The 24,654-nt window shown below is 70.1% G+C and carries 19 protein-coding genes and 2 pseudogenes; 8 read left to right on the top strand and 13 right to left on the bottom strand.

The features are described from left to right. From ACF07S_RS29355 to ACF07S_RS29340, 4 genes and pseudogenes are all read right to left on the bottom strand, one after another. A pseudogene (locus ACF07S_RS29355) lies at nt 1-237 on the bottom strand (ATP-dependent helicase); the annotation flags it as partial. A 357-nt stretch (nt 238-594) separates the two neighbouring features. Then, the gene (locus ACF07S_RS29350; protein WP_004986771.1) at nt 595-798 is read right to left on the bottom strand and encodes a cold-shock protein; all 204 of its coding nucleotides are present in this window, start codon (nt 796-798) and stop codon (nt 595-597) included. A gap of 534 nt (nt 799-1,332) precedes the next feature. After that, on the bottom strand, nt 1,333-2,073 hold the full coding sequence (locus ACF07S_RS29345) for an SDR family oxidoreductase (protein ID WP_391966154.1): 741 nt from the start codon (nt 2,071-2,073) through the stop codon (nt 1,333-1,335). A gap of 150 nt (nt 2,074-2,223) precedes the next feature. Then, complete coding sequence (locus ACF07S_RS29340) at nt 2,224-2,550, bottom strand: Atu4866 domain-containing protein (RefSeq protein ID WP_391975576.1); 327 nt, start codon at nt 2,548-2,550, stop codon at nt 2,224-2,226. A 268-nt stretch (nt 2,551-2,818) separates the two neighbouring features. On the opposite strand from ACF07S_RS29340, the gene ACF07S_RS29335 reads away from it, so the two are divergent. From ACF07S_RS29335 to ACF07S_RS29315, 5 genes and pseudogenes are all read left to right on the top strand, one after another. Beyond that, nucleotides 2,819-3,673: a helix-turn-helix transcriptional regulator gene (locus ACF07S_RS29335; RefSeq protein ID WP_391975575.1), complete on the top strand. Its 855-nt coding sequence runs from the start codon at nt 2,819-2,821 to the stop codon at nt 3,671-3,673. Between the two features lie 1,249 nt (nt 3,674-4,922). Next, the gene (locus tag ACF07S_RS29330; protein WP_391975574.1) at nt 4,923-6,020 is read left to right on the top strand and encodes a SagB/ThcOx family dehydrogenase; all 1,098 of its coding nucleotides are present in this window, start codon (nt 4,923-4,925) and stop codon (nt 6,018-6,020) included. A gap of 127 nt (nt 6,021-6,147) precedes the next feature. Next, nucleotides 6,148-7,365 (top strand): JmjC domain-containing protein, encoded by a 1,218-nt coding sequence (locus tag ACF07S_RS29325; RefSeq protein WP_391966158.1) that lies wholly within the window; start codon nt 6,148-6,150, stop codon nt 7,363-7,365. Next, entirely contained in the window at nt 7,362-8,612 is a 1,251-nt protein-coding gene (locus tag ACF07S_RS29320; protein WP_391966159.1) for an MFS transporter, read from the top strand. The genes ACF07S_RS29325 and ACF07S_RS29320 overlap by 4 nt, the downstream gene beginning before the upstream one ends. Before the next feature lie 204 nt (nt 8,613-8,816). Continuing rightward, a pseudogene (locus ACF07S_RS29315) lies at nt 8,817-8,980 on the top strand (IS1380 family transposase); the annotation flags it as partial. A 663-nt stretch (nt 8,981-9,643) separates the two neighbouring features. Here ACF07S_RS29315 and ACF07S_RS29310 read toward each other — a convergent pair. From ACF07S_RS29310 to kdpF, 7 genes are all read right to left on the bottom strand, one after another. Next, nucleotides 9,644-11,068, bottom strand: a complete 1,425-nt coding sequence (locus tag ACF07S_RS29310) for a non-reducing end alpha-L-arabinofuranosidase family hydrolase (protein ID WP_391966162.1) — start codon at nt 11,066-11,068, stop codon at nt 9,644-9,646. Nucleotides 11,069-11,902: 834 nt separating this feature from the next. Next, entirely contained in the window at nt 11,903-14,437 is a 2,535-nt protein-coding gene (locus ACF07S_RS29305; protein ID WP_391975573.1) for an ATP-binding protein, read from the bottom strand. Nucleotides 14,438-14,502: 65 nt separating this feature from the next. Further along, entirely contained in the window at nt 14,503-15,186 is a 684-nt protein-coding gene (locus ACF07S_RS29300; RefSeq protein ID WP_391975572.1) for a response regulator, read from the bottom strand. A gap of 96 nt (nt 15,187-15,282) precedes the next feature. After that, entirely contained in the window at nt 15,283-15,999 is a 717-nt protein-coding gene (locus ACF07S_RS29295) for a potassium-transporting ATPase subunit C (RefSeq protein WP_391975571.1), read from the bottom strand. Between the two features lie 6 nt (nt 16,000-16,005). After that, nucleotides 16,006-18,108, bottom strand: coding sequence for a potassium-transporting ATPase subunit KdpB (gene kdpB / locus ACF07S_RS29290; RefSeq protein WP_391975570.1), 2,103 nt, complete (start codon nt 18,106-18,108; stop codon nt 16,006-16,008). Next, nucleotides 18,105-19,769 (bottom strand): potassium-transporting ATPase subunit KdpA, encoded by a 1,665-nt coding sequence (gene kdpA, locus ACF07S_RS29285; protein ID WP_391975569.1) that lies wholly within the window; start codon nt 19,767-19,769, stop codon nt 18,105-18,107. Before kdpA ends, kdpB begins: the two co-directional genes overlap by 4 nt. A 4-nt stretch (nt 19,770-19,773) precedes the next feature. Continuing rightward, nucleotides 19,774-19,863, bottom strand: a complete 90-nt coding sequence (gene kdpF, locus ACF07S_RS29280) for a K(+)-transporting ATPase subunit F (RefSeq protein ID WP_391966168.1) — start codon at nt 19,861-19,863, stop codon at nt 19,774-19,776. A gap of 672 nt (nt 19,864-20,535) precedes the next feature. Here kdpF and ACF07S_RS29275 point away from each other — a divergent pair. From ACF07S_RS29275 to ACF07S_RS29265, 3 genes are all read left to right on the top strand, one after another. Continuing rightward, nucleotides 20,536-20,988 carry a hypothetical protein gene (locus ACF07S_RS29275; protein ID WP_391975568.1) on the top strand — a complete coding sequence of 151 codons (453 nt, stop codon included), beginning with the start codon at nt 20,536-20,538 and terminating at the stop codon, nt 20,986-20,988. A gap of 255 nt (nt 20,989-21,243) precedes the next feature. Next, a complete protein-coding gene (locus ACF07S_RS29270; protein WP_391975567.1) occupies nt 21,244-22,674 on the top strand; it encodes an endo-1,4-beta-xylanase in 1,431 nt (476 codons plus the stop codon). Between the two features lie 100 nt (nt 22,675-22,774). Beyond that, nucleotides 22,775-23,425, top strand: a complete 651-nt coding sequence (locus tag ACF07S_RS29265; protein ID WP_391975566.1) for an RICIN domain-containing protein — start codon at nt 22,775-22,777, stop codon at nt 23,423-23,425. A gap of 60 nt (nt 23,426-23,485) precedes the next feature. Here ACF07S_RS29265 and ACF07S_RS29260 read toward each other — a convergent pair whose 3' ends face one another. Beyond that, entirely contained in the window at nt 23,486-23,671 is a 186-nt protein-coding gene (locus ACF07S_RS29260; RefSeq protein WP_391966171.1) for a DUF397 domain-containing protein, read from the bottom strand. Continuing rightward, nucleotides 23,668-24,546, bottom strand: coding sequence for a helix-turn-helix domain-containing protein (locus ACF07S_RS29255; protein WP_391966172.1), 879 nt, complete (start codon nt 24,544-24,546; stop codon nt 23,668-23,670). Before ACF07S_RS29255 ends, ACF07S_RS29260 begins: the two co-directional genes overlap by 4 nt. Nucleotides 24,547-24,654: the final 108 nt, after the last annotated feature.

Below are 24,654 nucleotides of genomic sequence, written 5' to 3'. Positions count from 1 at the left end.
CCCGGGCAGCCGGTCGAGAGCGGCGAACGCCTCGACGGCGGGCAGCGCGGGGGTGATCGTCTTGGGCGGCGCGAACTCGCCCTGGACCGCGGCGGACCGGCGGCCGTAACCGCCGGAACGGGCCGGCCCGCCGGAACGGCGCGGTGCCGGCGAGCCGAAGCGGCTGCCGCCCCTTCCGGCGTCGGCACCGCCGTTACGGGTGCGGGCATAGCGGTCGTTCGTACGTGTGCGGTTCATGCGGAACCTTCCTCGATGTGGCACATACCAAGGAATTCCCGCGGCGATGAGCGGCACGAGGAACTACAAGTATGAACCGGTGAAAAAAGAAAGCACATACGGCCGGTGGGCATCCACGCGGGCGTAGTTGCTGAAATGAGCGACGCGACGGGGACGTGACATCCGGGCGTCGGCCGCGGTGCGGCTCTTCCGAATGCGTCCGCATCTCCGGAAGGGATCTCCGGAAGGGCGGCCGCGTGTGCGGGTACCGCGGATTCCTCCGCGTCGTCCCGCGGGTGAGGCCGCTGCGGGAAACACATGTAGCCGGGGCCCGCACCCCGGAGGATGCGGGCCCCAGCTACACAGTGCGCGTCAGCGTCAGGCCGGAACGATGTTCTCGGCCGTCGGGCCCTTCTGGCCCTGCGCGATGTCGAAGGAGACCTTCTGGCCTTCGAGCAGCTCACGGAAGCCCTGAGCGGCGATGTTCGAGTAGTGGGCGAACACGTCGGCGCCGCCACCGTCCTGCTCGATGAAGCCGAAGCCCTTTTCCGCGTTGAACCACTTCACGGTGCCAGTAGCCATGTCATATCTCCTTTGGGGCAGTACATCGGAATCCGCACTGCGCGGATGCCGTGTCGCCGCGATGATTACCCCGCCCGGAAAAATGACCGGAAATACAAAAGTGCTCCCGCCGGCCGGAACCGGTGGGGGCACTTGAAGTTTTGGGAACCACAACTGCAACTGAGATGAACAGTAGCACGTCTCGAGGGTCCGCGCACATCGAGAACTTCCCTCTCGCTCATTTCAGCGAAAACCCTGGCCGCACGGCCCGGGAAATTCTTACTTCGCGGGTACAGATATTGATGCGCTCCAGGAGTGCGGCGTCCGCGGGCGTACCGGCCGAAGTGCTTGAGCGCGGCGCGCGCGGCGCGAACCCGTCGCCGAGGAGCGACGGCATCCCGGTCGGCAGCACGGTCCAGGGAGCCCTGGAGACGCGCCCCGTCACCACCGCCGTCCGACGGCGGGGAACGGCCGGTCCCCACTCCGTACGGTCACGTCGTGGACGACGCTGCCCCGTCCCCGCCATGAGCGGTGGGGACGGGGCAGGTCACCGCTTCAGGCGTGGCTCGCGGTGGGGCGGACGATGATCTCGCTGACGTCGACCTCGGCGGGCTGGTCGATGGCGAACGCGATGGCCGCGCCGACGGACGAGGCCGGGATGGCGACGCTGCGGTAGGTACGCATCTCCTCCCGGCCCACCGGGTCCGAGATGGAATCCGCCAGTTCGGACTCGGTGACGCCCGGGCAGATGGTGGTGACGCGGATGTCACCGCCGACCTCCTGCCGCAGACCCTCCGAGATGGCCCACACGGCGTACTTGGTGGCGCAGTAGACGGCCGCGGTCGGGGAGACCTGGTGGGCGCCGATGGAGGCGACGTTGACGACCTGACCGTGGTGCTGGGCCCGCATGACCGGCAGTACTGCCGCGATGCCGTGCAGGACGCCGCGGATGTTCACGTCGATCATGCGGTTCCACTCCTCGAGCCGGAGTGCCTCCAGCTTGGACAGCGGCATCACACCGGCGTTGTTGACCAGGACGTCGACGCGGCCGTGCCTGCTGTACGCGGCGTCGACGAAGCCCCGGACCCGTTCGGCCTCGGTCACGTCCAGGGGGTGGTACTCGGCGCTGCCGCCGGCCGCCCGGATGGCCTCGGTGAGTTCTTCGAGCCGTTCGGTGCGGCGGGCGCCGAGAACGACATGGTGGCCTCGTTCGGCGAGCAGCCTGGCGGTCGCCTCGCCTATGCCGCTGCTGGCGCCGGTGACGAGGACGACCTTCTGGCCGGTGGAGGGGGTCATGGACAAGGAACTCCTTCGGGTGGGGCGGCCGGCGTGGCGGGTCGTTCCACGAACGGTGTCGGCCGCAGGGGGGCGGGGGCGGAGCGACGACACGTCGTCGCTCGATGGACTGTTCGAAGCGGTCGGGTCCGGCCGGCGGGACACCGGTGGTCACGGCCCCGGCCGTGGCCCTCCCTGCCGGGCGCGCGGGTCGCCCTCGCGGTGGGGCACGAGGTGCTCGTGGAACTCGTGGAACTCGTGGAACTTGTGGAGGAGGAGGCCGTCGGGGACGTCGCCGATGGCGGTGGAGCCGGTGTCGTCGACGTGGTCGCGGTGGCTGCCGGTGACGGTGCAGCGGCCGGCGCAGGTGCTCCGGTGGTTGCCCCGGGCCTCGTCGTAACGGCCGTCCGGCAGCGGTTCCTGGCGGATGAAGCCGTCCGCGGTCACCCGCATGCCGACATACGCGTGTGCGCCGCGGGACGTGTCGTTGCTGGTCATGGCCCTACCCTCGGCTCCGCGGCGGGACGCGACCAGGCCGCTGTCCTCCCGGGTGAGGGGTTCCTGGGTGCCGCGCACCCACCGTCGCCGGCGGCGGGGTCGTACGGCGGCGGCGCGGGGACGGACGCGGTCGGCGGTCGTCAGGGGCGTGAAGGTGGCGGGGCACCGGTCATGTCCCCGCCCCCGACGAGACGCGGGAGCGGACCGCGTCCGCCCTGGGAGCACTGGGACCAGGCTCCCGGCCGCCGGGGACCCTAGCCTGACCGGCATGACAACTTCGAGACTGGGCGACTACCTGCGGAGCCGGCGCGCGCGGGTGACGCCGTCCGATGTCGGTCTGCCCCTGGACGGACGGCGACGCGTCCCGGGCCTGCGCCGCGAAGAAGTCGCGCTGCTGGCCCGCATCAGCGTCGACTACTACCTGCGACTGGAGCAGGGCCGTGAGCGGCGCCCGTCGCCGCAGGTCCTGGACGCCCTGAGTGAGGCGCTGCTGCTGGACGACGACGGCCGGCTGCACCTGTACCGGGTCGCGGGGATGACCCCGCCGCCGCGCCACGCGGGCGGCATCGAGCGTGCCGACCCCCAGCTGCTGGCACTGGCCGAGTCGTGGGACCGCACACCGGCCCTGCTCCTGGGACGGGCTTACGACGTCCTGGCCGCGAACGCGTTGGGGCGCGCGGTGTTCCCCCACCTCCAACCCGGCACGAACCTGCTGCTGACGATGTTCCTCGAGCCGTCGGTCCGCTCGTTCCACGCGGACTGGGACGCGGCCGCGGCGAACGCGGTCGCGGGATTCCGCTTCCTGGAGGGCGCCCGGCCGAACGACCCGCGGATCCACGAGGTGCTGCGGACGCTCTCGGAGAACAGCCGCGAGTTCGCCGGCCTCTGGCAGAGGCGGGACGCACGGGGCAAGAGCGACGCCGCGAAGGTCCTGCTGCATCCCGAGGTCGGCGAACTCACCCTGCGCATGCAGACCTTCGACGTACGCTCCGCCCCGGGGCAGCAGCTGATCGTCTACCACGCCCAGGAGGGCACCCGCACCGCGGAGGCACTCCGCCTGCTCGGATCGCTGGCGGCGACCCACCCCGGCCACCGGGACGACGCGCCGAGGCGGATCACATGACGGCCCGCCTTCCCGGAACCACGGCCACCGGCGGACGCGTCGCCGTCCTCGTCGCCGGAGGCCCCGCCGCGTGCTCCGCGTGACCGGGCGGCGGGGGGATGCCGGGCCCTGACGACGCCGCCCGGCGCAGCCGGCAGCAGCCGCCGCCATCCGCGACACCACCGCCCCCATCGGCACCGGGGACGGACCCGGCCGGGACCACGGACGCCTCGCCGCACCCGTACGCCGTGCGGACGCACCGCCTCGTGGACCGCCCCGGCCAGGACCTCGACGTCGCCGCAGAAAACCCGGCACCCGGGTCGGCATCGCGTCACGCTCCGTGCCGGCCCGGAAGCCCTCGGCCGGAGGGTGTACACGCCGGGGACCGCCCCGCTGTCCGTCCGCTTCACCGTGACCGACCCGGCCACCGGGCAGGACTGCGGGTCGATGTCCTCGAGGAGATCTCCCGGCGGCCGGTCGCCGGGATCCGTACGGGCCCGTCCTCGCGGAAGAGGACGTGATCGGGACCAAGGCCCGCGCCCTCGCCGGCCGCGGAGCGCCCCGCGACCCGATCGACGCGGCACACAGCATCGCGTCCACCCACTCGAACGATTCGACGCGCCGAGCGGTCGGACACTCGTACTCGTCGGCCACGCGCAGGCACTCGCGCTAGCAGTCGGCCGGCGGAGGCGGATCGCTGCGGGAAACCCGGTACGCCGGGCACTCGCTCTCACGAGAATTCCCACGCCTGCCGGAAATGACGGACTCCCGGAAAAATCGAAGTCTTTTCAATTTCTGACGGGGATCCTAGCCGCATCCTGTCGAGAACCGCTCAAGACTTGTTTCGCGATCCCCTGAAGGCTGATTCAGGAAGCGATGGGAGGAGGATTCGTTCCGATCAAACAGGCCATCACCTGGAGTTTCTCCGTGAGGTCGGCGCGCCGTAGCCGTATTTTTGGCCATGCCTCGTGGAGCGTCTTGCCGGAGCCGAAAAGCCGGATCTAATGTCGAACACGTCGGCAGGACGAATAGCGGACCAAGCTGCAAATGGGTTCTCTTTTTCTTCGCCGACGTGTCGGACAACCGCTGTCCAAGTAACAGGAGGTGACAGAAATGGAGCTCGACATCGAGATCGTCGAGGACGGCCAGGTGCTGCTGCACCACCCGTCCACCTGATCGTCCCGCGCGGACGAACGGTAAGTCCGGCTGTGATGCTCAGGCATCACAGCCGGACCACACCTGGAGCGCAGTCGCTGAGAGGGAGACGTGAATGAAGGTCCGCCGTCCCGAACACCTGGTCATGCGGTGGCTTCCCGAGGGACTGGAGGTCGGCGTCCCGGGGCGGGCGCAGTGGATCAAGCTCTCGGACGATCTGCGCAAGGTACTGGACCGGGCCGGGGACGGAATCGATCTGGATGACCTGGCGGGCGCGTTCGGCCCACGGCACGAGGCCCAGGTGCGCCGGGCGGTGACCGGTCTGCTCCGGCTCGGGGTGCTCGCCGCCGTGGACGAGAACTGCCGGGTTCCGGCCCTGTGGCAGCGTTGGGGTGGCTCGGCGCAGCGCTTCCACGTCGAGGCGCGGGATGTCGACTATCTCGTCGACTCGCCCCGACGGGCCGACGAGGCGGAGGCGATCCTTGCCGAGGGCGACGCCCCCCCGGCGTTCAAGGAGTATGCGGACAGCCCTGTCGTGCTGTTGCCGCGCAGGCCCCTGCCCCTGACCACGCCTGTGGACGACGCCTTCGCCGGCCGTCGTACCCATCGCCGGTTCGCGGACGTCCCCGTCTCCCTCGACCAGCTCGGAACACTGCTCTTCCACAGCTTCGCACCGCACCGGTTCATCGACGGCGGGGACTTCGGGGTGCAGCAGTGCCGGGTGAGCGCTTCGGCCGGCGGCCGTCACGAAGTCGAGGCGTACCTCGTCGTCCACAACGTCACCGGCGTTCCGCCCGGCCTGTACCACTACTCGGTGGTGCGCCATGCGCTGGAACTTCTGGACGACCGAGCCGACCGGGCGCGACTGGCTGACCTGACCTATCACCAGGAGGCCTCGTACCAGGGTGCGTTCACCGTCCTCACCACGGCCGTCGCCAACCGCCTGGCCTGGAAGTACCGTCACCCACGCGCCTATCGCCTGTGGATGTACGACGCCGGGCACTACGGCCAGACCTTCGCGCTGGCCGCCACGGCTCTGGGGCTCGGCCCCTTCCAGACCGTCGCCTTCGCCGACAGTGAAGTGGAGCGGTTTCTGGGTGTCGACCCCGACGAGGAGTTCGCCGTCTATCTGTTGGCCGCGGGGGTTCCGGAGGCGCCCGCCTCCCTGCTCCCTGCCGACTTCGCCTTCCCGGGCCCGGGAGCGGTGCGATGACACAGCGGTTCACCGTGGTTCGTCCCCCGCACCGGGCCCTCTGCCGCAGGAGTGGGTCATGAGTCTGAAGCGCTGTGTCGCACTGCCGCCGGACGAGTTCCGCGCGTCGGTGTTCGGTCACACGTACGTGCACACCCGGGCCGCCGATCTGGCGGGCGACTTCAGCGACCTGTTCTCCCCGCACGCCTTGGAGGAGCTGCTCTCGGGCGGGTTGCGCACCTCTTCGCTACGACTGGTGCGTGACGGCGTGGAAGGTGACGTGACCCGGGGCTGTGTCGCCGAATCGGGTGACGCTCCCGGAACCCCGCCGTTCCCCGACACCGACGGCGTTCGTCACGCGCTCGCCTCGGGACAGACCCTGATCGTGCGCTCCCTGCACCGCTTTCACCCTCCGATACGGCGCTTCGCGCATGAACTGGCGGCCGAGATCGGGCACCCCGTCAAGGTCAACGCGTTCGTCACACCGCCCGGCTCGCAGGGGGTGGATCTGCATTTCGACGTCCAGGACGTGCTGGTCCTGCAGATAGCGGGCGACAAGCGATGGCTGTTGCGTACGCCGCCGCTGCCCGACCCCCTGCCGGCCCACGCCTGGTTCGACGTTCCGGCGCGGCGGCGGGAGGAGATGCGAGCGGCCAGCCGACCGCTCGCGGATCTGGTGCTGCGGGCCGGCGACAGCCTGTACCTGCCGCGGGGGACGATGCACTCACCGATGGCACGGAACACGTTGTCCATCCATCTCACCGTCGCCGTCTCGACGATCACCCGACACGATCTGCTCGCCGAACTCGTGCGCAAGGCGGTCGACGACGACTGGATGCGCGTCGGCATCGACACCGACGGGCTCGTCACCGACCCCGAACTCGCGCGGGACCTGCTCAGGGAAGCCGGCGAGCGGCTCACGGCGCTGGCCGCCGGCGCGGATCCGGAAGACGTGCTGTGGGCGCTTCGCAAAGCGGCGTTCCGGGAACAGACGCCGGAACCCGTGCCTTTTCTGCCCATGCCGGAGGGCATACGGCCGCAGGGTGTTCACCGACTGCGGGCGGGCGTGTACTTTCACACGGCTTCCGTGAAAGATGGAGTTCAGCTGTCGGTGGGAAACCGTCGGGTCCGGCTGCCCGTGTCGGTCTCGCCCTTCCTGACAGCGTTGCACCGTGATCAGGTCGCGGACATGACGGGACTCACCGCGGCCCTGGGCGAGGACAACGCGCGGAAGGTGGTCGCGGCGCTGGTCGACATCGGCCTGCTGCTGCCTCCCTCCGCCGCGCCCTGGCATGCCACCACACCGCAGGAGGCGGTGCAGCCGGACGGCGCACCGGGAAGAGAAAGCGATCCGGACGACTCATGACGGAAGACACCACTGCGGCCGGCCGCGTCGACGAGGACGCGGCAAACAGCGGGAAGTTACGGGATCACCCGCAGTTCCTGCGGATGTGGGCGGGACAGGCCAGCGGGGCCGTCGGCGACCAGGTGTTCCCGGTGGCTCTCAGCCTGTACGTCCTGCATGAGGGAGGCGGTGCGGCGCAGGTCGGCCTGGTGCTGGCCGGCCGCGGCCTGGCCCTGGTGGTGTGTCTGCTGGCCGGTGGTGTGATCGCGGACCGGTTGCGCCGCACCCGCATCCTGATCGCAGCCGACGGTTTTCGCTCGGTCGTCCTGCTCATCACCGCGATCTTCCTCACCTGGCTGCCGCTGGGCTTCCTGCCTCTGATCACCGCCGTGGTCGGCGCCGGCGAGGCCCTCTCCCGACCGGCGTCACGCTCGCTACTGCCGAACCTGCTGCCCGACGGCCTCCTGGAGCGTGGCAACGCCCTGGTCTCCGCGGCGCAGCGAGGCGCGGCCGTCGGCGGTGCGCTGGTCGGAGTGACCACGGTGACCCTGATCGGGGTGCGGCCCGCGTTGCTGGTGACCAGCGCCGTGTTCGCGCTGGCCGCGTTCTGTGTACTGCGGGTGCCGGACTCCAAGCCCTCGGCGACCGCCCGTGCGTCCGTACTCGGTGAGGTGGCCGCCGGGCTGCGGGCCATTCGCCGGCGTCCCTGGGTGATGGCCGTCATGGGCACGGTGTGCCTGCACCTGTTCGCCGGCTCGGCGACCGCGCTCACGCTCCTGCCGATCGTGGCGCGGCGCGACTTCGGCGGCGATGTGGCGTACGGCGTCGTGCTGGCCGCCATGGGGGCCGGCGCCCTCCCGGCGATCGCGCTGGCGGGGCGCTGGCGGCCCAGGGCCCGGGGAGCCGTGTCGATGCTCGCGCTGACCGGGTACGCGCTGGTGCCACTGAGTCTGGCCGCGCCGTTCCCGCTGCCCGTGGTGATGCTCTGCTTCGCGCTGGGCGGCTTCGTGGTCGAGCTCTACTTCGTGTACTGGATCTCCGCGTTGCAACGCGCCTTCCCCGACACGCTCCTGGGCAAGGTCTTCGCCCTGGACCAACTCGGCGCGTACGCGCTCCTGCCGGTCGGATTCGCGCTCGTCGGCCCCATGGTCTCCTGGCTGGGCATGACCGGCACCCTCGTCGCCGGGGGCGCCGTGGTCGCCGCGTCGAGCCTCCTGTGCCTGACCGTGCCCGGCGTACTGCACTTCGAGAACCGCACCGCCTCCTAGGAGGGGTGCCCGCCCGGGGAGTCGCGGTGCCCCGTGTGGCCGGGGCGAGGGGCGCGCCCCGGCCGGGTGGACTCACTTCTCCGGGCGGGACTCGCCGACGGGGAGGGGCCGGGGGTTCCGGCCGGTCCCGGGGCCGCGTGGGTGGACCCTGGCGAACAGGGGGACGCTCCACCGGTCGCACGCCTTCCCGCCCGCGCCCGGGCGGCCCCGGATGCGGGCGGGAAGGTGACCGTCGGCGGGGACGGCGTCCTCGTTGTCGCGCACTCGGACAAGCGGGACGCGGCCCGAACCGCAAGAAGACCCACGGCCACCATCCGCTGCCGGGATTCGTCCCCCACGACCCGGGCGGGACCGGCGAACCCGTCGCCCCCCGCTGCGGGCGCGGAGAACGACTCCGCGCAGTGCGCCGACACCGTCGCGGCGATGTGCCGGCGGTCGGCGGTCATGCGGACCCCCGTCATCCGCAGCAGCGGACGCCCGGTCCCGGCCGTCCGCAGGGCCGGATTCCGGCACGGGCTGCGGGACATCGCCTCACGGGCCTCGGCGGACAGGGGTGCCGTGTCCTGGTGGACGACCAGGTGCGGCGGGGCGGAACGCACGGGCCGCGACGCGGTTGCGGGCGTGGCCGGCATCGGCTGCGGTCCGGCCGGCACGGGGTCCTCGCCGCACCGCAGTCCGTCACGCACGCCACGGACGGCTCCCGGTGCGGTGCCCGCCTTCTCCGCGATGCCACGCAGTGGCGCGGACGGATCCCCGGCGATGAACCGGGCCGCGATCCCCCACCCCTCGGCACTGCCGAGCGGGCGGATCCGGCCTTCGACGGCGTCGAGCCTGCGCTGGTCGGCGGGGCTGCTCGTGCCGAAGCGGGCCTGGGGGCGCGCCGCGGAGGCGGGAGGAACCCCGGCCGCCGCACGGCTGGGGTTCCTCGAGACGGTGAGTGCCGGTCAGCGGATGGAATCGCCCACACCGTGAACCGCTCGCCCACACGCCCGCCGACCGCGCCACATCACGGTCACCGTGGATCGGGAAGGTCAGCGCCGCAGGGTGAGGACGCCCGGCCGCCACGGCAGCCGGTTGTATTCGCCGCCCGCGTCGGGGGCCTTGCCCTGGTAGAGGAACTGCAGGTTGCAGGGGTCGATGGTCATGGTCTGGTCGGGGTTGTTGCGGACCAGGTCACCGTGGCTGATGTCGTTGGTCCAGGTGGCGCCGCTGTTGGCCTTGCCCGCGAAGGGGTTGCCCTCGCTGGCGGCCTGCGGGGTCCACGAGCCGCTGAGGCTGGAGGCCGTGAACGAGCGGAAGTAGCGCCCGTTCGCGCCCATCGCCTCGACGATCATGAGGTACTGGTTCTGGCCCTGGACCTTGTAGACCTGCACCCCCTCGAACAGGTTGGCCTTCGTGTCGCTCATGATCGTCGTGTACGACGAGCCGAAGTTCCCCGGGAAGTTCCCGATCGGCATGCTCGCCCGGTAGATCTTGCCGTTGTCACCGGCGAAGAACAGGTACATGTTCTGGCCGTCGGCGATCAGGGTCTGGTCGATCGGGCCGGTGTCGGAGCCGGAGATGCTCCCGGTGAACAGCGGCTGCGGGGAGGACCAGCCGTTGGGGTTGGTGGGGTCGCTCGACGTGCGGTAGATGAAGGGCCACGCACCCCACTGGTACGCCAGCACCCAGATGTTCTTGGGCGCGAAGTAGAACAGCGTGGGCGCCACCGCGGCCTGGTTCATCCCGGTCTGGCCGGCCGACGCCATGTCCGACCAGTTCGTGAAGGGACTGAACATCATCGAGCCGTACGACGATCCCGACACGTTCGACGCGTAGACCAGGTGCCTGCCGTTGTGCGTCACGGTGGTGAAGTCCTTCACCGCGGCCCACCCGTTCGCCGGCTGCGCCAGCACACCCGTCGACGTCCACCGGTACGTCGAGGGCAGGGAACACGCGCCGTCCGTCGGCGGCGTCCCGGTCAGACCGGTCCACTTCTGGTTGCTGCCGCCGTTGCACGTCCAGATCTGCACCGCCGTGCCGTTGGCCGTACCGGCGCCCGCGGCCTCCAGGCACAGCCCGGACTCCACGCCGACGACCGTGCCGTCGGAGTTCACCCGCCACTGCTGGTTCGCACCGCCGGAGCAGGTCCAGATCTGCACCCGGGTACCGGCCGCGGTGGCGTGGCCCGGAACGTCCAGGCACTTGTCGCCGTACACGGTCAGCTGGCCGGCGTCCGTCGACGTCCACTGCTGGTTGGTCCCGCTCCAGCAGTCGTGGATCTGCAGGTACGTGCCGTCGGTCCGGCCGGCGCCCGGCACATCGAGACACCGGTTCGAGCCGACACCGCGCAAGGCGCCGCTGGCAGCCGCCTGAGCCGGGGTGGCGACGAGCAACGCCGCCAGCGCGGCCAGGGCCGCGACCACGGCGGCGAGCACCGCGGACGGATGCCTGCGGCTGAAACTTCCTCTGTGCATAAGGACTTCCCCAACCTTGAGCAGGTGGTTCCGGTCGGCTTCGTCAGAGGCCGGCCGGACTGTCGGTGCGGTGCGGTGTGCGGCGGTCCGTGAGCACCACGGCGGACCGCTCGTGACGTCCCGCTCCTTCGCGGCCTCCGGAAAGACCGGTGGCGGCCGCCGGAGCGCGACAACGAGGGATCGACTGATGAGTACATGACATATACATGCGGCGGACTCCTTGCGGCTCGGCCTTCGGGGGGCGGCCCGAAGATGCCCTGCTGTGCGGTGGAGCGACTCCGGCGCGTTCGCAATGTCGAACAGAGGTCGAAGTGTCGATCGATCTGAATGATAAGGAGCCGACGAACGACGTCAATACCTCTCGCATGTGTCGCTACAAACATCGAAACATTCCGCATGGCCCATCCGCGAAACAGCGCACGTCACACCGTCAAACGGCCTGTTCGCTCCGCCACTTGGCGTCGGAGCGGAGCGATCTCGCGGACGGCGTCGGCACCCGGTCCGCCGTGTCTCCAGCATCCGTGACACATCGGTTTCCGAACGGCGGCCGAAATTTCGGCCTTTCCCGTCAGGTGACGGGAAAGGGACATCGGGCGTCCGGACGGTCCCGGCGGACGACCGCGCCTCCTCCTCGCGATCGCCGTGCCGACGGTCACCGCGTCCGTGACCGCCCCCCTCCAGCACGCGGCGCCCCGCTTCCACGCCGAGGAACCGCCCGGCCGCGGAGGCGAGGACCTCGCGCTGTACCGGAAGAAGTCCCGGCGGCGTCCGCCGGAGTCGCTGGACGGGCCGCAGGCCCTCACCCGGGGGTCGTGGGGCTGCCGCTGCACACGATCATGCCCAGGGGAGCTCCGGGAGCCCTGGCGTCGCACCGCCCGCAGTCGGGAGGGTGAGGACCATGGTGAGGCCGCCGCCGGGGGTGTCCTCGGCGGTCAGGGTGCCGCCGATGGCCTCGGTGAAGCCGCGGGCGACCGCCAGGCCGAGTCCCACGCCGGCACCGCGCGGGGCGTCGCCGTGGCGCTGGAAGGGTTCGAAGATCCGTTCCTTGGCCTCGTCGGGCACGCCCGGGCCCCGGTCCACGACCCGCAGCTCCACCCGGTCGTGCAGGGCGCTGGCGGTGACCCGCACGGGCCGGTCGTCCGGGCTGTACTTGACGGCGTTCTCCACGATGTTCGCCACGGCGCGTTCGAGCAGCCCGCGGTCGACGGCGATCATGGGCAGGGTCTCGGGGATGTCCAGGTCCACGCTGTCCTCGGGCACGCCGCCGAGGGCCATGGGTACGACCTCGTCGAGGTCGGTCTCCCGGATCAGGGGAACGACGGTGCCGGTGTTGAGCCGGGACATGTCGAGCAGGTTGCCGATCAGCGCGCCCAGCCGGTCGGCGCCTTCCTCGATGCCTTCCAGGAGCTCGGCGCGGTCCTCCTCGGACCATTCGACGTCGTCCGAGCGCAGCGAGGTGACGGAGGCCTTGATGCCGGCCAGCGGGGTGCGCAGGTCGTGGCTGACGGCTGCGAGCAGCGCGGTGCGGATGCGGTTGCCCTCGGCGAGCCGACGGGCGTCCTCCGCCTCGCCGAGCAGCCACTGCCGGTCGAGGACGACCACGGCTTGGGCGGCGAAGGCGCCGAGGACCCGGCGGTCCTCGGCGGGCAGCACGCGGCCGGAGAGGGCGAGTGCCATGTTCTCGTCGATCGGCATGTCCACATCGGCGTCCTCGGGGCGAGCGACGGGCTCGGCCCCGACAGCGCCCACGCAGGTCCAGGGGGCGACCTCGGTGGTCCGTTCCAGCAAGGCGACCGACTCCATGGCGAAGGTCTCGCGGAGCCGTTCCAGCAGGGCGTCGAGGGAGTCCTCGCCGCGCAGGACGCTGCCTGCGAGGAAGGAGAGGGTCTCGGACTCGGCGCGCAGCCGGGCCGCCTGGTGGGTGCGGCGGGCCGCGAGGTCGACCACGGAGGCGACGGAGACGGCCACGCCGACGAAGACGACGATGGCGACGATGTTGCGCGGGTCGGAGATCGTCAGCCGGTGCAGGGGCAGCGTGAAGAAGTAGTTCAGGAGCAGGGATCCGACGGCCACGGACGCGAGCGCGGGGAGCAGGCCGCCGAGCAGGGCCGCCGCGACCGTGAGGGTCAGGAACAGCAGCATGTCGTTGGCGATGCCGATCTCGGGAACGACCTGGCTGAGCAGGAGCGTCAGGAGCGCCGGGCCCACGACTCCGGTGATCCAGCCCCAGATGATGCGCCCGCGTCCCAGCCGGGCCCCGCGGGCGACGGGCAGGCCGCGGCCCTTGGCGACCGCGTCGTGGGTGACCAGGTGGACATCGAGGTCCGGTCCGGACTCCCGGGCGACGGTGGCGCTGACGCCGGGGCCGAAGACGTACTGCCAGGGCTTGCGGCGGCTGACCCCGAGGACGATCTGGGTGGCGTTGACCGCGCGGGCGAACTCCAGCAGGGCGGTGGAGACGTCGTCGCCGATGACGTGGTGGAAGGTGCCGCCGAGGTCCTCGACGAGGGTGCGCTGGACGGCCAGCTCCTTGGGCGAGGCCGAGGTCAGTCCGTCGCTGGCGGCGATGTAGACGGCGAGGACCTCGCCGCCGGCGCCCTTCTCGGCGAGGCGGGCGGCCCGGCGGATGAGCGTGCGTCCTTCGGGGCCGCCCGTCAGGCCGACGACGATCCGTTCGCGGGCCTGCCAGGTGGTGCGGATGTCGTGCTCGCCGCGGTACTCCTGAAGGTATTCGTCGACCCGGTCGGCGACCCACAGCAGGGCGAGTTCCCGCAGGGCGGTGAGGTTGCCGGGGCGGAAGTAGTTGGAGAGGGCCGCGTCGACCTTGTCGGGCTTGTAGACGTTGCCGTGGGCCATCCGGCGGCGCAGCGCCTGTGGGGACATGTCGACCAGTTCGATCTGGTCGGCGCGGCGGACCACCTCGTCGGGGACGGTCTCGCGCTGCCGGACTCCGGTGATCGTCTCCACCACGTCACCCAGGGATTCCAGGTGCTGGATGTTGACGGTGGAGACGACGTCGATGCCGGCCCGGAGCAGTTCCTCGACGTCCTGCCAGCGCTTGGCGTTGCGGGAGCCGGGGACGTTGGTGTGCGCGAGCTCGTCCACCAGGGCGACGGCCGGCCGGCGGGCGAGGACCGCGTCGACGTCCATCTCCGTGAGGGTGGTTCCCCGGTACGCCAGCTCGCGGCGCTCGATCGTCTCCAGCCCGTGCAGCATGACCTCGGTGCGCGGCCGGTGGTGGTGCTCGACGAAGCCGACGACGCAGTCGGTGCCGCGTTCGGCCCGGCGGTGCGCTTCGGAGAGCATCGCGTACGTCTTGCCGACGCCCGGCGCCGCGCCGAGGTAGATGCGGAGCTTGCCGCGTCTCATGGGTCCGACTCGTTTTCCGTGCTGGAGGTGCCTGAGGTGCTGCTGACCGGGCGGTCAGGTGCTGGTCAGGGTTCGAAGCGGTATCCCATGCCGGCTTCGGTGATCAGGTAGCGGGGCTGCGCGGGGTTCGGCTCCAGTTTGCGCCTGAGCTGGGCCATGTAGACGCGCAGGTAGTTGGTGTTCTCCGAGTACGTCGGCCCCCAGACCTCCAGCAGCAGCTTGCGCCGGCTCACCAGGTGCCCGGGGTGCGTGACGAGCAGTTCCAGCAGGTGCCACTCGGTGGGTGTCAGCCGCACGGTGCGTTCGCCGCGCCGGACCTTCTTCGCGGCCAGGTCGACGGTGAAGTCCTCGGTGGTCACCACCGGGACCCGGTCCGCCTGGACGGGCGCCGACTCCCGGCGGGTGGCGGCACGGAGCCGGGCCAGCAGCTCGTCCATGCTGAACGGTTTCGACACGTAGTCGTCCGCGCCCGCGTCCAGCGCCCGGACCTTCTCCTCGGAGGTGTGCCGGGCCGACAGGACCAGGATCGGGACTCCGCTCCAGCCTCGCACGGCCTTGATCACGTCGACCCCGTCCATGTCCGGAAGACCGAGGTCCAGCACGATGACGTCGGGCTTGCGCGCGGCCGCGAGGCGCAACGCCTCGGCGCCGGTGCCGGCCGCTTGGACCTCGTACCTGCGGGCCTGAAGATTGATCTTGAGTGCGCGGACGAGCTGGGGATCGTCCTCCACCACGAGCACCCGGGTCATGGAGGGGCGCAGCCTTTCTTTCGGTGCGGGCACGGCCGGAGCCGGCGGGACGCGGGGACCGCGTCCCGCCGGCTCAGGGTACGTGCGAGGGGGAGATCAGCGCCTGGTCAGGGCCCTGAGCGCGGCGTTGAGCTCGAGGACGTCGACGCGGGGTTCGCCCATGAAGCCGAGGGTGCGGCCCTCGGTGTGGTCCTTGACGAGCCTGCCGACCTGCTTCACGTCGAGCCTGTTCCGCTCGGCGACCCGGTGCACCTGGAGCTGGGCGTAGGCCGGGGAGATGTGCGGGTCCAGGCCGGAGCCGGAGGAGGTGACGGCGTCGGCCGGCACGTCCTCCGGCTCGACCCGGTGGCTCGCCGTGGAGTTGTCGGCGACGACGGCGTCCTTGGCGGCGATGACCTGGGCACAGAGGGTGCCCTCCGCAGCGTCCCTCGTGCACCGGCCGTTGATCGCGCCGTTGTCGGCGGACCGGTTGGTGGCGCCGGAGAGGATCAGCGAGTACTGGGTGTTGACGCTGTTGCCGCCGAGGCCGTTGGAGGGGCGCGGCTGGAACCACCTCAGGTCCGGCCGGGCCGTCCCCTCCGCGTCGTTCGGGTCCTTCTTCGGCAGGTGGTAGCTCTGTCCGATGAGGGAGGAGCCGACGACCCGGCCACTCCCGTCCCTGATCTCGGAGCCGTTGGCCTGGTCGTGGAACAGGACCTGGGCCACGCCGGTGACGGCGAGCGGGTAGAGCACGCCGCAGACGAGCGTCAGCACAAGCAGCGCCCGCAGGCCCGCGCCGATCAGCCGCGCGGTGTTTCCGGGGGTGTTGTTCACAGTCGATCAGCCGATTCCGGGGATGAGGGAGATGAGCAGGTCGATGAGCTTGATGCCGATGAACGGGGCGACGAGACCGCCCAGTCCGTAGAGGCCGAGGTTGCGGCGCAGCATCCTGTCCGCACTGGCCGGCCGGTACCGCACCCCCTTGAGCGCCAGCGGTACCAGAGCAACGATGATCAGGGCGTTGAAGATGACGGCCGAGAGGATGGCCGATTCGGGCGAGGCCAGACCCATGACGTTGAGCTTGTCCAGGCCCGGGTGGGCCACCGCGAACATGGCCGGGATGATCGCGAAGTACTTCGCGACGTCGTTGGCGATGGAGAAGGTCGTCAGCGCACCGCGGGTGATCAGCAGCTGCTTGCCGATCTCCACGATCTCGATGAGTTTCGTGGGGTCGGAGTCCAGGTCCACCATGTTCCCGGCCTCCTTGGCGGCCGAGGTACCGGTGTTCATCGCCACGCCGACATCGGCCTGGGCGAGGGCCGGGGCGTCATTGGTGCCGTCGCCGGTCATCGCGACCAGCTTGCCGCCCGCCTGCTCCCGCCTGATCAACGCCATCTTGTCTTCCGGGGTGGCCTCGGCCAGGAAGTCGTCGACGCCGGCCTCCTCGGCGATGGCCTTGGCGGTCAGGGGGTTGTCACCCGTGATCATGACCGTCTTGATCCCCATGCGGCGCAGCTCCTCGAAGCGCTCCCGCATGCCCTCCTTGACCACGTCCTTGAGATGGATGACGCCCAGGACCCGTGCGCCCCCGGCGTCCTCGACGGCGACCAGCAGCGGCGTACCGCCGGCCTCGGAAATCCGGTCGGTCAGTGTCTGCGCGTCCTCGCAGACCTCGCCTCCCTGCTCTTGCACCCATGCCACGACCGAGCCGGCCGCGCCCTTGCGGATCTTCTTGCCGTCCACGTCCACACCGGACATACGGGTCTGGGCGGTGAACTCCACCCAGGTGGCGTGGGCCGGTTCACCCTGCTGCCGCTCCCGCAGCCCGTACCCCTCCTTGGCGAGGACCACGACGGAGCGGCCCTCGGGGGTCTCGTCGGCGAGCGAGGAGAGCTGTGCCGCGTCGGCGACCTCGGCCTGGGTGGCGCCCTCGACCGGGATGAATTCGCAAGCCCGGCGGTTGCCGAGGGTGATCGTGCCGGTCTTGTCGAGCAGCAGGGTGGAGACGTCGCCGGCGGCCTCGACGGCCCGGCCCGACATGGCCAGCACGTTGCGCTGGACCAGGCGGTCCATGCCGGCGATGCCGATCGCGGAGAGCAGCGCGCCGATGGTGGTGGGGATCAGGCAGACCAGCAACGCGGCGAGCACGGTCATCGACTGCTCGGCGCCCGCGTGGATCGCGAACGGCTGCAGGGTGACCACGGCCAGCAGGAAGACGATCGTCAGGGACGCCAGAAGGATGTTCAGCGCGATCTCGTTCGGCGTCTTCTGCCGGGCCGCGCCCTCGACCAGGTTGATCATCCGGTCGATGAAGGTCTCGCCGGGCCTCGTCGTGATCCTGATGACGATCCGGTCCGAGAGGACCTTCGTACCGCCGGTGACCGCACTGCGGTCGCCGCCCGACTCCCGGATGACGGGTGCGGACTCGCCGGTGATCGCCGACTCGTCGACGGAGGCGACGCCCTCGACGACGTCACCGTCGCCCGGGATGACGTCCCCGGCCTCGCAGACCACCAGGTCGCCGACGCCCAGATCGGTGCCGGGTACCGGCTCCTCCGCGCCGTCCCCCGTCAGCCGCCGGGCCACCGTGTCGGTCCTGGCCTTGCGCAGGGTGTCCGCCTGCGCCTTGCCGCGCCCCTCGGCCACCGCCTCCGCGAGGTTGGCGAAGACCGTCGTCAGCCACAGCCAGGCGGTGACGGCCCAGCCGAACCGGTCGGCCGGGTCCCCCAGCGCCAGCACGGTGGTGACCACCGAGCCGACGAGGACCACGAACATGACCGGCGACTTGATCATGACGCGCGGGTCGAGCTTGCGGATCGCGTCCGGGAAGGACCTCAGCAGTTGCCGGGGGTCGAACAGGCCGCCGCCGACGCGCCCGCCCCCCGGCTCGTGACCGGTGGGCACCTCCTGGTGCGGAGCCCGGGTGGGTGTGGCGGTGCTCATGAGGCGAGCCCTTCGGCGAGCGGACCCAGCGCCAGGGCCGGGAAGTAGGTCAGTCCGGTGACGATGAGGATCGTGCCGACGAGCAGTCCGGCGTACAGGGGTTTGTCCGTGCGCAGGGTGCCCGCGGTCTCGGGGACGGACTTCTGCCCGGCGAGCGAGCCGGCCAGCGCCAGTACGAACACCATGGGCAGGAAGCGGCCCAGCAGCATCGCGATGCCGATGCTGCTGTTGAACCACTGGGTGTCGGCGTTCAGGCCGGCGAAGGCGGAGCCGTTGTTGTGGGCGCCCGAGGTGTAGGCGTACAGAATCTCGGAGAAGCCGTGCGCGCCGGAGTTCGTCATGGAGTCGGCGGGGGTGTCCAGCGACATCGCCGCCGCCGTGAAGCCGAGTACCAGCGCCGGCGTGATCAGGAGGTAGCAGGCCGCGAACTTGATTTCCCGGGTGCCGATCTTCTTGCCGAGGTACTCCGGGGTACGGCCGACCATCAGCCCGGCGATGAACACCGCGATGATCGCCATGATGAGCATGCCGTAGAGACCCGATCCGACGCCGCCGGGCGCGATCTCGCCCAGCTGCATGCCCAGCAGCTGGATGCCGCCGCCGAAGCCCGTGTAGGAGGAGTGGGAGGAGTTGACCGCACCCGTGGAGGTGAGGGTGGTGGCGACCGAGAAGATGGCGGAGGCTCCGATGCCGAACCGGGTCTCCTTGCCCTCCATCGCACCGCCGGCCACCTCGAAGGCCGGGCCCCTGCCCGCGAACTCGGTCCACATCATGAGGATGGTGAAGCCGATCCAGATGATCGCCGTCGTCGCGAGGATCGCGTAGCCCTGGCGCAGGTTCCCGACCATCCGGCCGAAGGTCCTGGTCAGGGAGAACGGGATCACCAGGATCAGGAAGACCTCGAAGAGGTTGGAGAACGGGTTGGGGTTCTCGAAGGGGTGGGCGGAGTTGGCGTTGAAGTAGCCGCCGCCGTTGGTGCCCAGCTCCTTGATGGCCTCCTGCGAGGCCACGGCCCCGCCGTTCCACTGCTGGCTGCCGCCGGTGAACTGTCCGACCTCGTGGATGCCGGCGAAGTTCTGGATCGCGCCGCACGCCACGAGCACGAGCGCGCCGATCACCGCGATCGGCAGCAGGATGCGGACGGTGCCGCGCACCAGATCCGCCCAGAAGTTGCCGAGCTCACCGGTGCGGGAGCGGGAGAAGCCGCGTACGAGGGCCACCGCGACGGCCATGCCGACGGCGGCGGAGACGAAGTTCTGCACCGCCAGGCCGCCGGTCTGCACGACGTGGCCCATGGCCTGCTCGCCGTAGTACGACTGCCAGTTCGTGTTCGCCACGAAGGAGGCGGCGGTGTTGAACGCCTGGTCCGGATCGATCGAGGAGAAGCCGAGCGAGCCGGGCAGGGAACCCTGCAGGCGTTGCAGGGCGTAGAGGAAGAGGACGCCCGCGGCCGAGAAGGCCAGCACCCCGCGCAGGTAGGCGGACCAGCGCATCCCGGCGGAGGGGTGCGCGCCGACGGCCTGGTAGATCCACCTCTCCGGGGCGTAGTGCTTCTCGGACGAGTAGACCCGGGCCATGTAGTCGCCCAGCGGGCGGTACACGACGGCGAGGGCGCCGATCAGGGCCAGCAGCTGGAGCACGCCGGCGGTCTGGGGACCCATCCGCTCAGAACCTCTCCGGCTTGACGAGGGCGAGGACGAGGTACCCCAGCAGGGCGACGGCGACCGCGAGGCCGACGACGTTCTCGGCGGTCACAGCTTCGCCGCCCCTCGGGCGACGAGTGCCACCAGCGCGAAGACCGCGACCGTAGTGGCGACGAAGGCCAGATCGGCCATCGTGAACTCCTGGAATGAGGTGATGAAACGGATTCGGCCGTCTGGCCGAAGAACATCTCACCCCCTCCACTCCGCCGCGTTAAGACACCTTGACGAGGTCCATACGGGTGCTCGGAAACCTTGACGGGATCCTGACGGCGGGGCCCCGGGATGCCGCACCGGCCCTGCGACGGCGGCCAAGGCGCCAGCCGCCCCCCGAACCTGCCCACGGGTCACGACACCGGCGGAACTGCGGTACGTCGACGTCGTCCTGCGCGGTTCCCTCGACGAACGGGCCGGCCATGGATACGGGCGGCGGGGCGGTACCGGCGCTGACGTCGTTGAATCCCAGGGACACGCGCACGGCGAGCCGGGCGGTGCGCTCGTTACCGGTATCCGGGTGGCGAGGTGACAGGGCGTCGCGGCCCGTGGCTGCCCTGCCGGGTGACGGAGCGACTCGAAATGTTCGTAATGTCGAACAATAATCGAGGTGTCGAGCAACCCGCTCGACAGGGAACCGACGAGCGGCGTCAACACCTCTCGCACGCTTCGCTGTCGGCGCCGAAACATTCGTGGTAGCCATAGGGAGAAACGTCACACGTCACACCGGCGAATGGCCGAGTCGCACACACGTGACGCCGGAACGGGGGCGATCCGGCGCGGCCCGAACACCAAAGGGTTCACGTCGACGCCGAAGCGATGGAGCGGCGAACAGACCTTCGGCACCGCACTGCCGCCGCACCGCCGCCCCGCCCGCGGCTACGAGACCCGCCAGCCGGCGCGGCATCACGGATCCGCCGATCGACGGCAGCCGGCGGCGCCGGGAATCGCCGCCCAGCTCACTGGAATTCCGAAAGTTTCGAACGAAGAACAGAAACTTTTTCTGCAGAGAGTATTGACGATGCATCATCAACACCCCAATCATTCCTGTCTGGGAAACCGGCCACAGCTCGGTATTTCGAACCGCATCGGCCTTGAGCAATCCCTGCTGCACTACAGATCCACGCACGACCGCACTGCAGATCCGCGCACCGAAGCACCTGCGCCACCCGTTTCGTCCCGGTGAGGTCCGCACCAGCGCGTCCTGGCTCTTCACGCAGTTGGAGAGGTACCGCGACGCCGCGTGGCGGTCCCCCGGCTGAGCCGCGATGGAGTACCCCCATGCCTGTGTCGAGGATCGTCCCGTCCCATGACCGCGGCGTCCGGTGATTCCGTGCTGCCCGGGCTCCGGCCCGCCCCGCCCGTCCGTCTGCCGAATGGGAGCGGACCACGCCCCCCTGCACTTCGGCCCTTCCGTGATTTCTACCTTGGAGGCACAGTCATGGGCTCGTATGCCCTTCCCGGACCTGTTATCCGCCGGAGGATCCGCGGCCTGCTGTTGGCCCTGATCGTCGGCGTCCTCGGTACGGCCACCGCACTGGTCGCGCCGCCGACCGCACACGCCGCCGAGAGCACGCTAGGCGCCGCAGCGGCGCAGAGCGGCCGCTACTTCGGCACCGCCATCGCCTCGGGCAGGCTGGGCGATTCGACGTACACGACGATCGCGAACCGTGAGTTCAACTCGGTGACGGCCGAGAACGAGATGAAGATCGACGCCACCCAACCGCAGCGGGGCCAGTTCAACTTCACCGCCGCTGATCGCGTCTACAACTGGGCGGTGCAGAACGGCAAGCAGGTGCGCGGCCACACCCTGGCCTGGCACTCCCAGCAGCCCGGCTGGATGCAGAGCCTCAGCGGCGGCACACTGCGCCAGGCGATGATCGACCACATCAACGGCGTGATGGCCCACTACAAGGGCAAGATCGCCCAGTGGGACGTCGTGAACGAGGCCTTCGCCGACGGCAGTTCAGGAGCCCGGCGGGACTCCAACCTGCAACGCACCGGCAACGACTGGATCGAGGTCGCCTTCCGCACCGCGCGCGCCGCGGACCCGGCGGCCAAGCTCTGCTACAACGACTACAACGTCGAGAACTGGACCTGGGCCAAGACCCAGGCCATGTACGCCATGGTCCGGGACTTCAAGCAGCGCGGCGTGCCGATCGACTGCGTCGGCTTCCAGTCGCACTTCAACAGCGGCAGCCCCTACAACAGCAACTTCCGCACCACCCTGCAGAACTTCGCCGCCCTCGGCGTCGACGTGGCCATCACCGAACTCGACATCCAGAACGCCCCGGCCTCGACCTACGCCAATGTGACCAACGACTGCCTGGCCGTCCCGCGCTGCCTCGGCATCACCGTCTGGGGTGTGCGCGACACCGACTCCTGGCGATCGGAGCAGACGCCGCTGCTGTTCAACGGTGACGGCAGCAAGAAGCCCGCCTACGCCGCCGTCCTCAACGCGCTCAACGGCGGCTCCACCACGCCCCCTGCGGATTCCGGGCAGATCAAGGGCGTCGGTTCGGGCCGCTGCCTGGACGTGCCCGGCACCAGCACCACCGACGGCACCCAGCTGCACCTGTGGGACTGCCACAACGGCACCAACCAGCAGTGGGCGTACACCGACGCCGGCGAGCTCAGGGTCTACGGCAACAAGTGCCTGGACGCCGCCGGCACCGGAAACGGCTCCAAAGTCCAGATCTACAGCTGCTGGGGCGGCGACAACCAGAAATGGCGCCTCAACTCCGACGGATCCGTCGTCGGCGTCCAGTCCGGCCTCTGCCTCGACACCGTCGGGGGCGGCACCGCCAACGGCACCCTGATCCAGCTCTACTCCTGCTCGAACGGCAGCAACCAGCGCTGGACCCGCACCTGAGGGGACCTGCCACAAACGAAAGGGCGCATCGATGACGGCCTGCGGTGCGGCTTCCCCCGCCCTTCCTGGAAGACGTCGTTGATGGTCCCGGGTCGCCGCCATGACGGCGGCGGCCCTCGCGACCGGCATGCTCGCCGCGGTGGATCCGGCGCCCGCCGAGGCGGCGACGGTGGACACCAGCGCCTGGGACATCCCGGTCAATCGCAACAGCGGCAAGGTGGTGGAGGCGCGGGACGCCTCCACCACCGACGGCGGCGACGTCGTCCACCACACCGACTGGGGCGGCCCCGGCCAACAGTGGCAGATGATCCGGCGTGCCCTCAGTGGGCAGCTCGGCCCTCCCCGCTCCGCACCGAGCACGAGCGCCGCGCTGCGCTCGTGGAACTCGACGCCCTCGTCGCCGTCTGGCTCGGGATTACCGCCAACCAGCTCGCCGCGATCTTCAGGTCCCGCTACCCGCAGCTGTACGACTTCGAGATGGCCACCTACTTCGATGCCAACGGCCGCAAAATTGCGGCCAGCTCCTTCAGTTACGGCCACGGCCAGACCAAGCAGGACTACCTCGACCTCATGGCCCATTTGGAAGACCCGGAGCGCACCCCGCCCCCCCGATGGCTACCAGGGCCCCTTCTGCAAGGCCGACCGCGAGGCCGAGATGCGGGCGGCGCACGCACACTTCCAGGCACGGTTGGACGCCGAGATCGCCGCCGGCCGCTGGACTCCGCCCGCCCGCGAGAAGGCGAACGCGTAGTCGGTCAAAGCGGCCTGACACAGATCTGCCCCCGGTGCACTACCAAGGCAGACCAGTCGCCTACTGAGCAGCGAAGCCGACGAACGCGGTCCAGGTCGCCGCATCGACCTCAAGGCCACGGCGGGCTACATCCTTGGAGTCGCGTACGTGGACGACATGAGGGCGAACGGCAACCTCGACGCATTGCCCCCCGTCCCCGGTGCTGTAACTGCTCTTGAACCAAGCCAGTTCGGACTTAACTCTCATGTCTCTCCCAGCAACTTCTCTACGTATGCCAGTGACTCACTCGGCGTGAGGGCCTGTGCTCGGAGAATCCCGTAACGGGCTTCAAGCTCCCGGACCTTCGACTGCCCTGAGTAGAGGCGGCTGTCGCCTTGCACCTCCGCATAGGCGATCCTCCGCCCTTCAGGTGTATCGATCAAGGTGAACGGGCCACCCAGTGCCCCGTGATCTTCTCGGTTGACCGGCATGACCTGGATCTCGACGTTCCGCTTATGGCCAATGAGCAGTACCTGCTCCAATTGGCCCCGCAGTACGTCCTTACCCCCAAGAGGCCTCTGGAGCACGCACTCTTCCAGAACGAAGCTCACCAGCGGTGCGGGCCTTCGGGCATAGATCTCCTGCCTCGCCAGACGTGCAACCATGCCTTGCTCGATCCGGTCCTCGTCAAGCAGCGGGCGACGGACGGAGAACACGGCTCGGGCGTACTCCTCGGTCTGCAACAGGCCCGGAACGGCGTACATCTCGTACACATGCAAGCCGACCGCCTCCGCCTCCAACCGCGCCGCATCCCGGAAGAACGCCGGATACTGCGCCCGGGCCACCTCCTCCTTCATCTCCTGGAGGACCCCGCCCGCGTTCAGCACCTCGTCCGCCTGGTCGATGAACCTCGGCGGCGGCACCCGGCGTCCCTGCTCGTACGCGGCGATGGTGGAGACCGAATACCCCGTCAGTGAGCCGAACTCGGGCCGCTCCATGCCCGCCCGCACCCGGAACCGCTTCAACTGCCGCCCGAAGACGCGCAGGATCCCTGACCCGGCCTCCGGTTCGGACTGCCGCTCGCCGCCACCGTCACCGCTGCCTGCAGACCCCTCGTCCACCAGTCCCACCGGTCCGCTCATCCCCGTAACCACCTCCCACGGCCAACGCGGCCCCCGCGCCGGCCGTCACGCTCCGTCCCGCCGACACCCGCACACCGGCCACCTACAGCAACTCTCCGTGTGCGCGCC

The sequence above is a fragment of the Streptomyces sp. NPDC016640 genome (assembly GCF_043076215.1).
Lineage (GTDB): Bacteria > Actinomycetota > Actinomycetes > Streptomycetales > Streptomycetaceae > Streptomyces.
This window is presented reverse-complemented; position numbering and strand designations above follow the sequence as displayed.

What these genes read in the sequence shown, in the direction of transcription:
- ACF07S_RS29350 (WP_004986771.1), bottom strand. Translation starts at nt 798, where the DNA reads ATGGCTACTGGCACCGTGAAGTGGTTCAACGCGGAAAAGGGCTTCGGC.
- ACF07S_RS29345 (WP_391966154.1), bottom strand. Translation starts at nt 2,073, where the DNA reads ATGACCCCCTCCACCGGCCAGAAGGTCGTCCTCGTCACCGGCGCCAGC.
- ACF07S_RS29340 (WP_391975576.1), bottom strand. Translation starts at nt 2,550, where the DNA reads ATGACCAGCAACGACACGTCCCGCGGCGCACACGCGTATGTCGGCATG.
- ACF07S_RS29335 (WP_391975575.1), top strand. Translation starts at nt 2,819, where the DNA reads ATGACAACTTCGAGACTGGGCGACTACCTGCGGAGCCGGCGCGCGCGG.
- ACF07S_RS29330 (WP_391975574.1), top strand. Translation starts at nt 4,923, where the DNA reads ATGAAGGTCCGCCGTCCCGAACACCTGGTCATGCGGTGGCTTCCCGAG.
- ACF07S_RS29320 (WP_391966159.1), top strand. Translation starts at nt 7,362, where the DNA reads ATGACGGAAGACACCACTGCGGCCGGCCGCGTCGACGAGGACGCGGCA.
- ACF07S_RS29310 (WP_391966162.1), bottom strand. Translation starts at nt 11,068, where the DNA reads ATGCACAGAGGAAGTTTCAGCCGCAGGCATCCGTCCGCGGTGCTCGCC.
- ACF07S_RS29305 (WP_391975573.1), bottom strand. Translation starts at nt 14,437, where the DNA reads ATGAGACGCGGCAAGCTCCGCATCTACCTCGGCGCGGCGCCGGGCGTC.
- ACF07S_RS29300 (WP_391975572.1), bottom strand. Translation starts at nt 15,186, where the DNA reads ATGACCCGGGTGCTCGTGGTGGAGGACGATCCCCAGCTCGTCCGCGCA.
- kdpB (WP_391975570.1), bottom strand. Translation starts at nt 18,108, where the DNA reads ATGAGCACCGCCACACCCACCCGGGCTCCGCACCAGGAGGTGCCCACC.
- kdpA (WP_391975569.1), bottom strand. Translation starts at nt 19,769, where the DNA reads ATGGGTCCCCAGACCGCCGGCGTGCTCCAGCTGCTGGCCCTGATCGGC.
- ACF07S_RS29275 (WP_391975568.1), top strand. Translation starts at nt 20,536, where the DNA reads ATGGCCGAGTCGCACACACGTGACGCCGGAACGGGGGCGATCCGGCGC.
- ACF07S_RS29270 (WP_391975567.1), top strand. Translation starts at nt 21,244, where the DNA reads ATGGGCTCGTATGCCCTTCCCGGACCTGTTATCCGCCGGAGGATCCGC.
- ACF07S_RS29265 (WP_391975566.1), top strand. Translation starts at nt 22,775, where the DNA reads ATGACGGCGGCGGCCCTCGCGACCGGCATGCTCGCCGCGGTGGATCCG.
- ACF07S_RS29260 (WP_391966171.1), bottom strand. Translation starts at nt 23,671, where the DNA reads ATGAGAGTTAAGTCCGAACTGGCTTGGTTCAAGAGCAGTTACAGCACC.
- ACF07S_RS29255 (WP_391966172.1), bottom strand. Translation starts at nt 24,546, where the DNA reads ATGAGCGGACCGGTGGGACTGGTGGACGAGGGGTCTGCAGGCAGCGGT.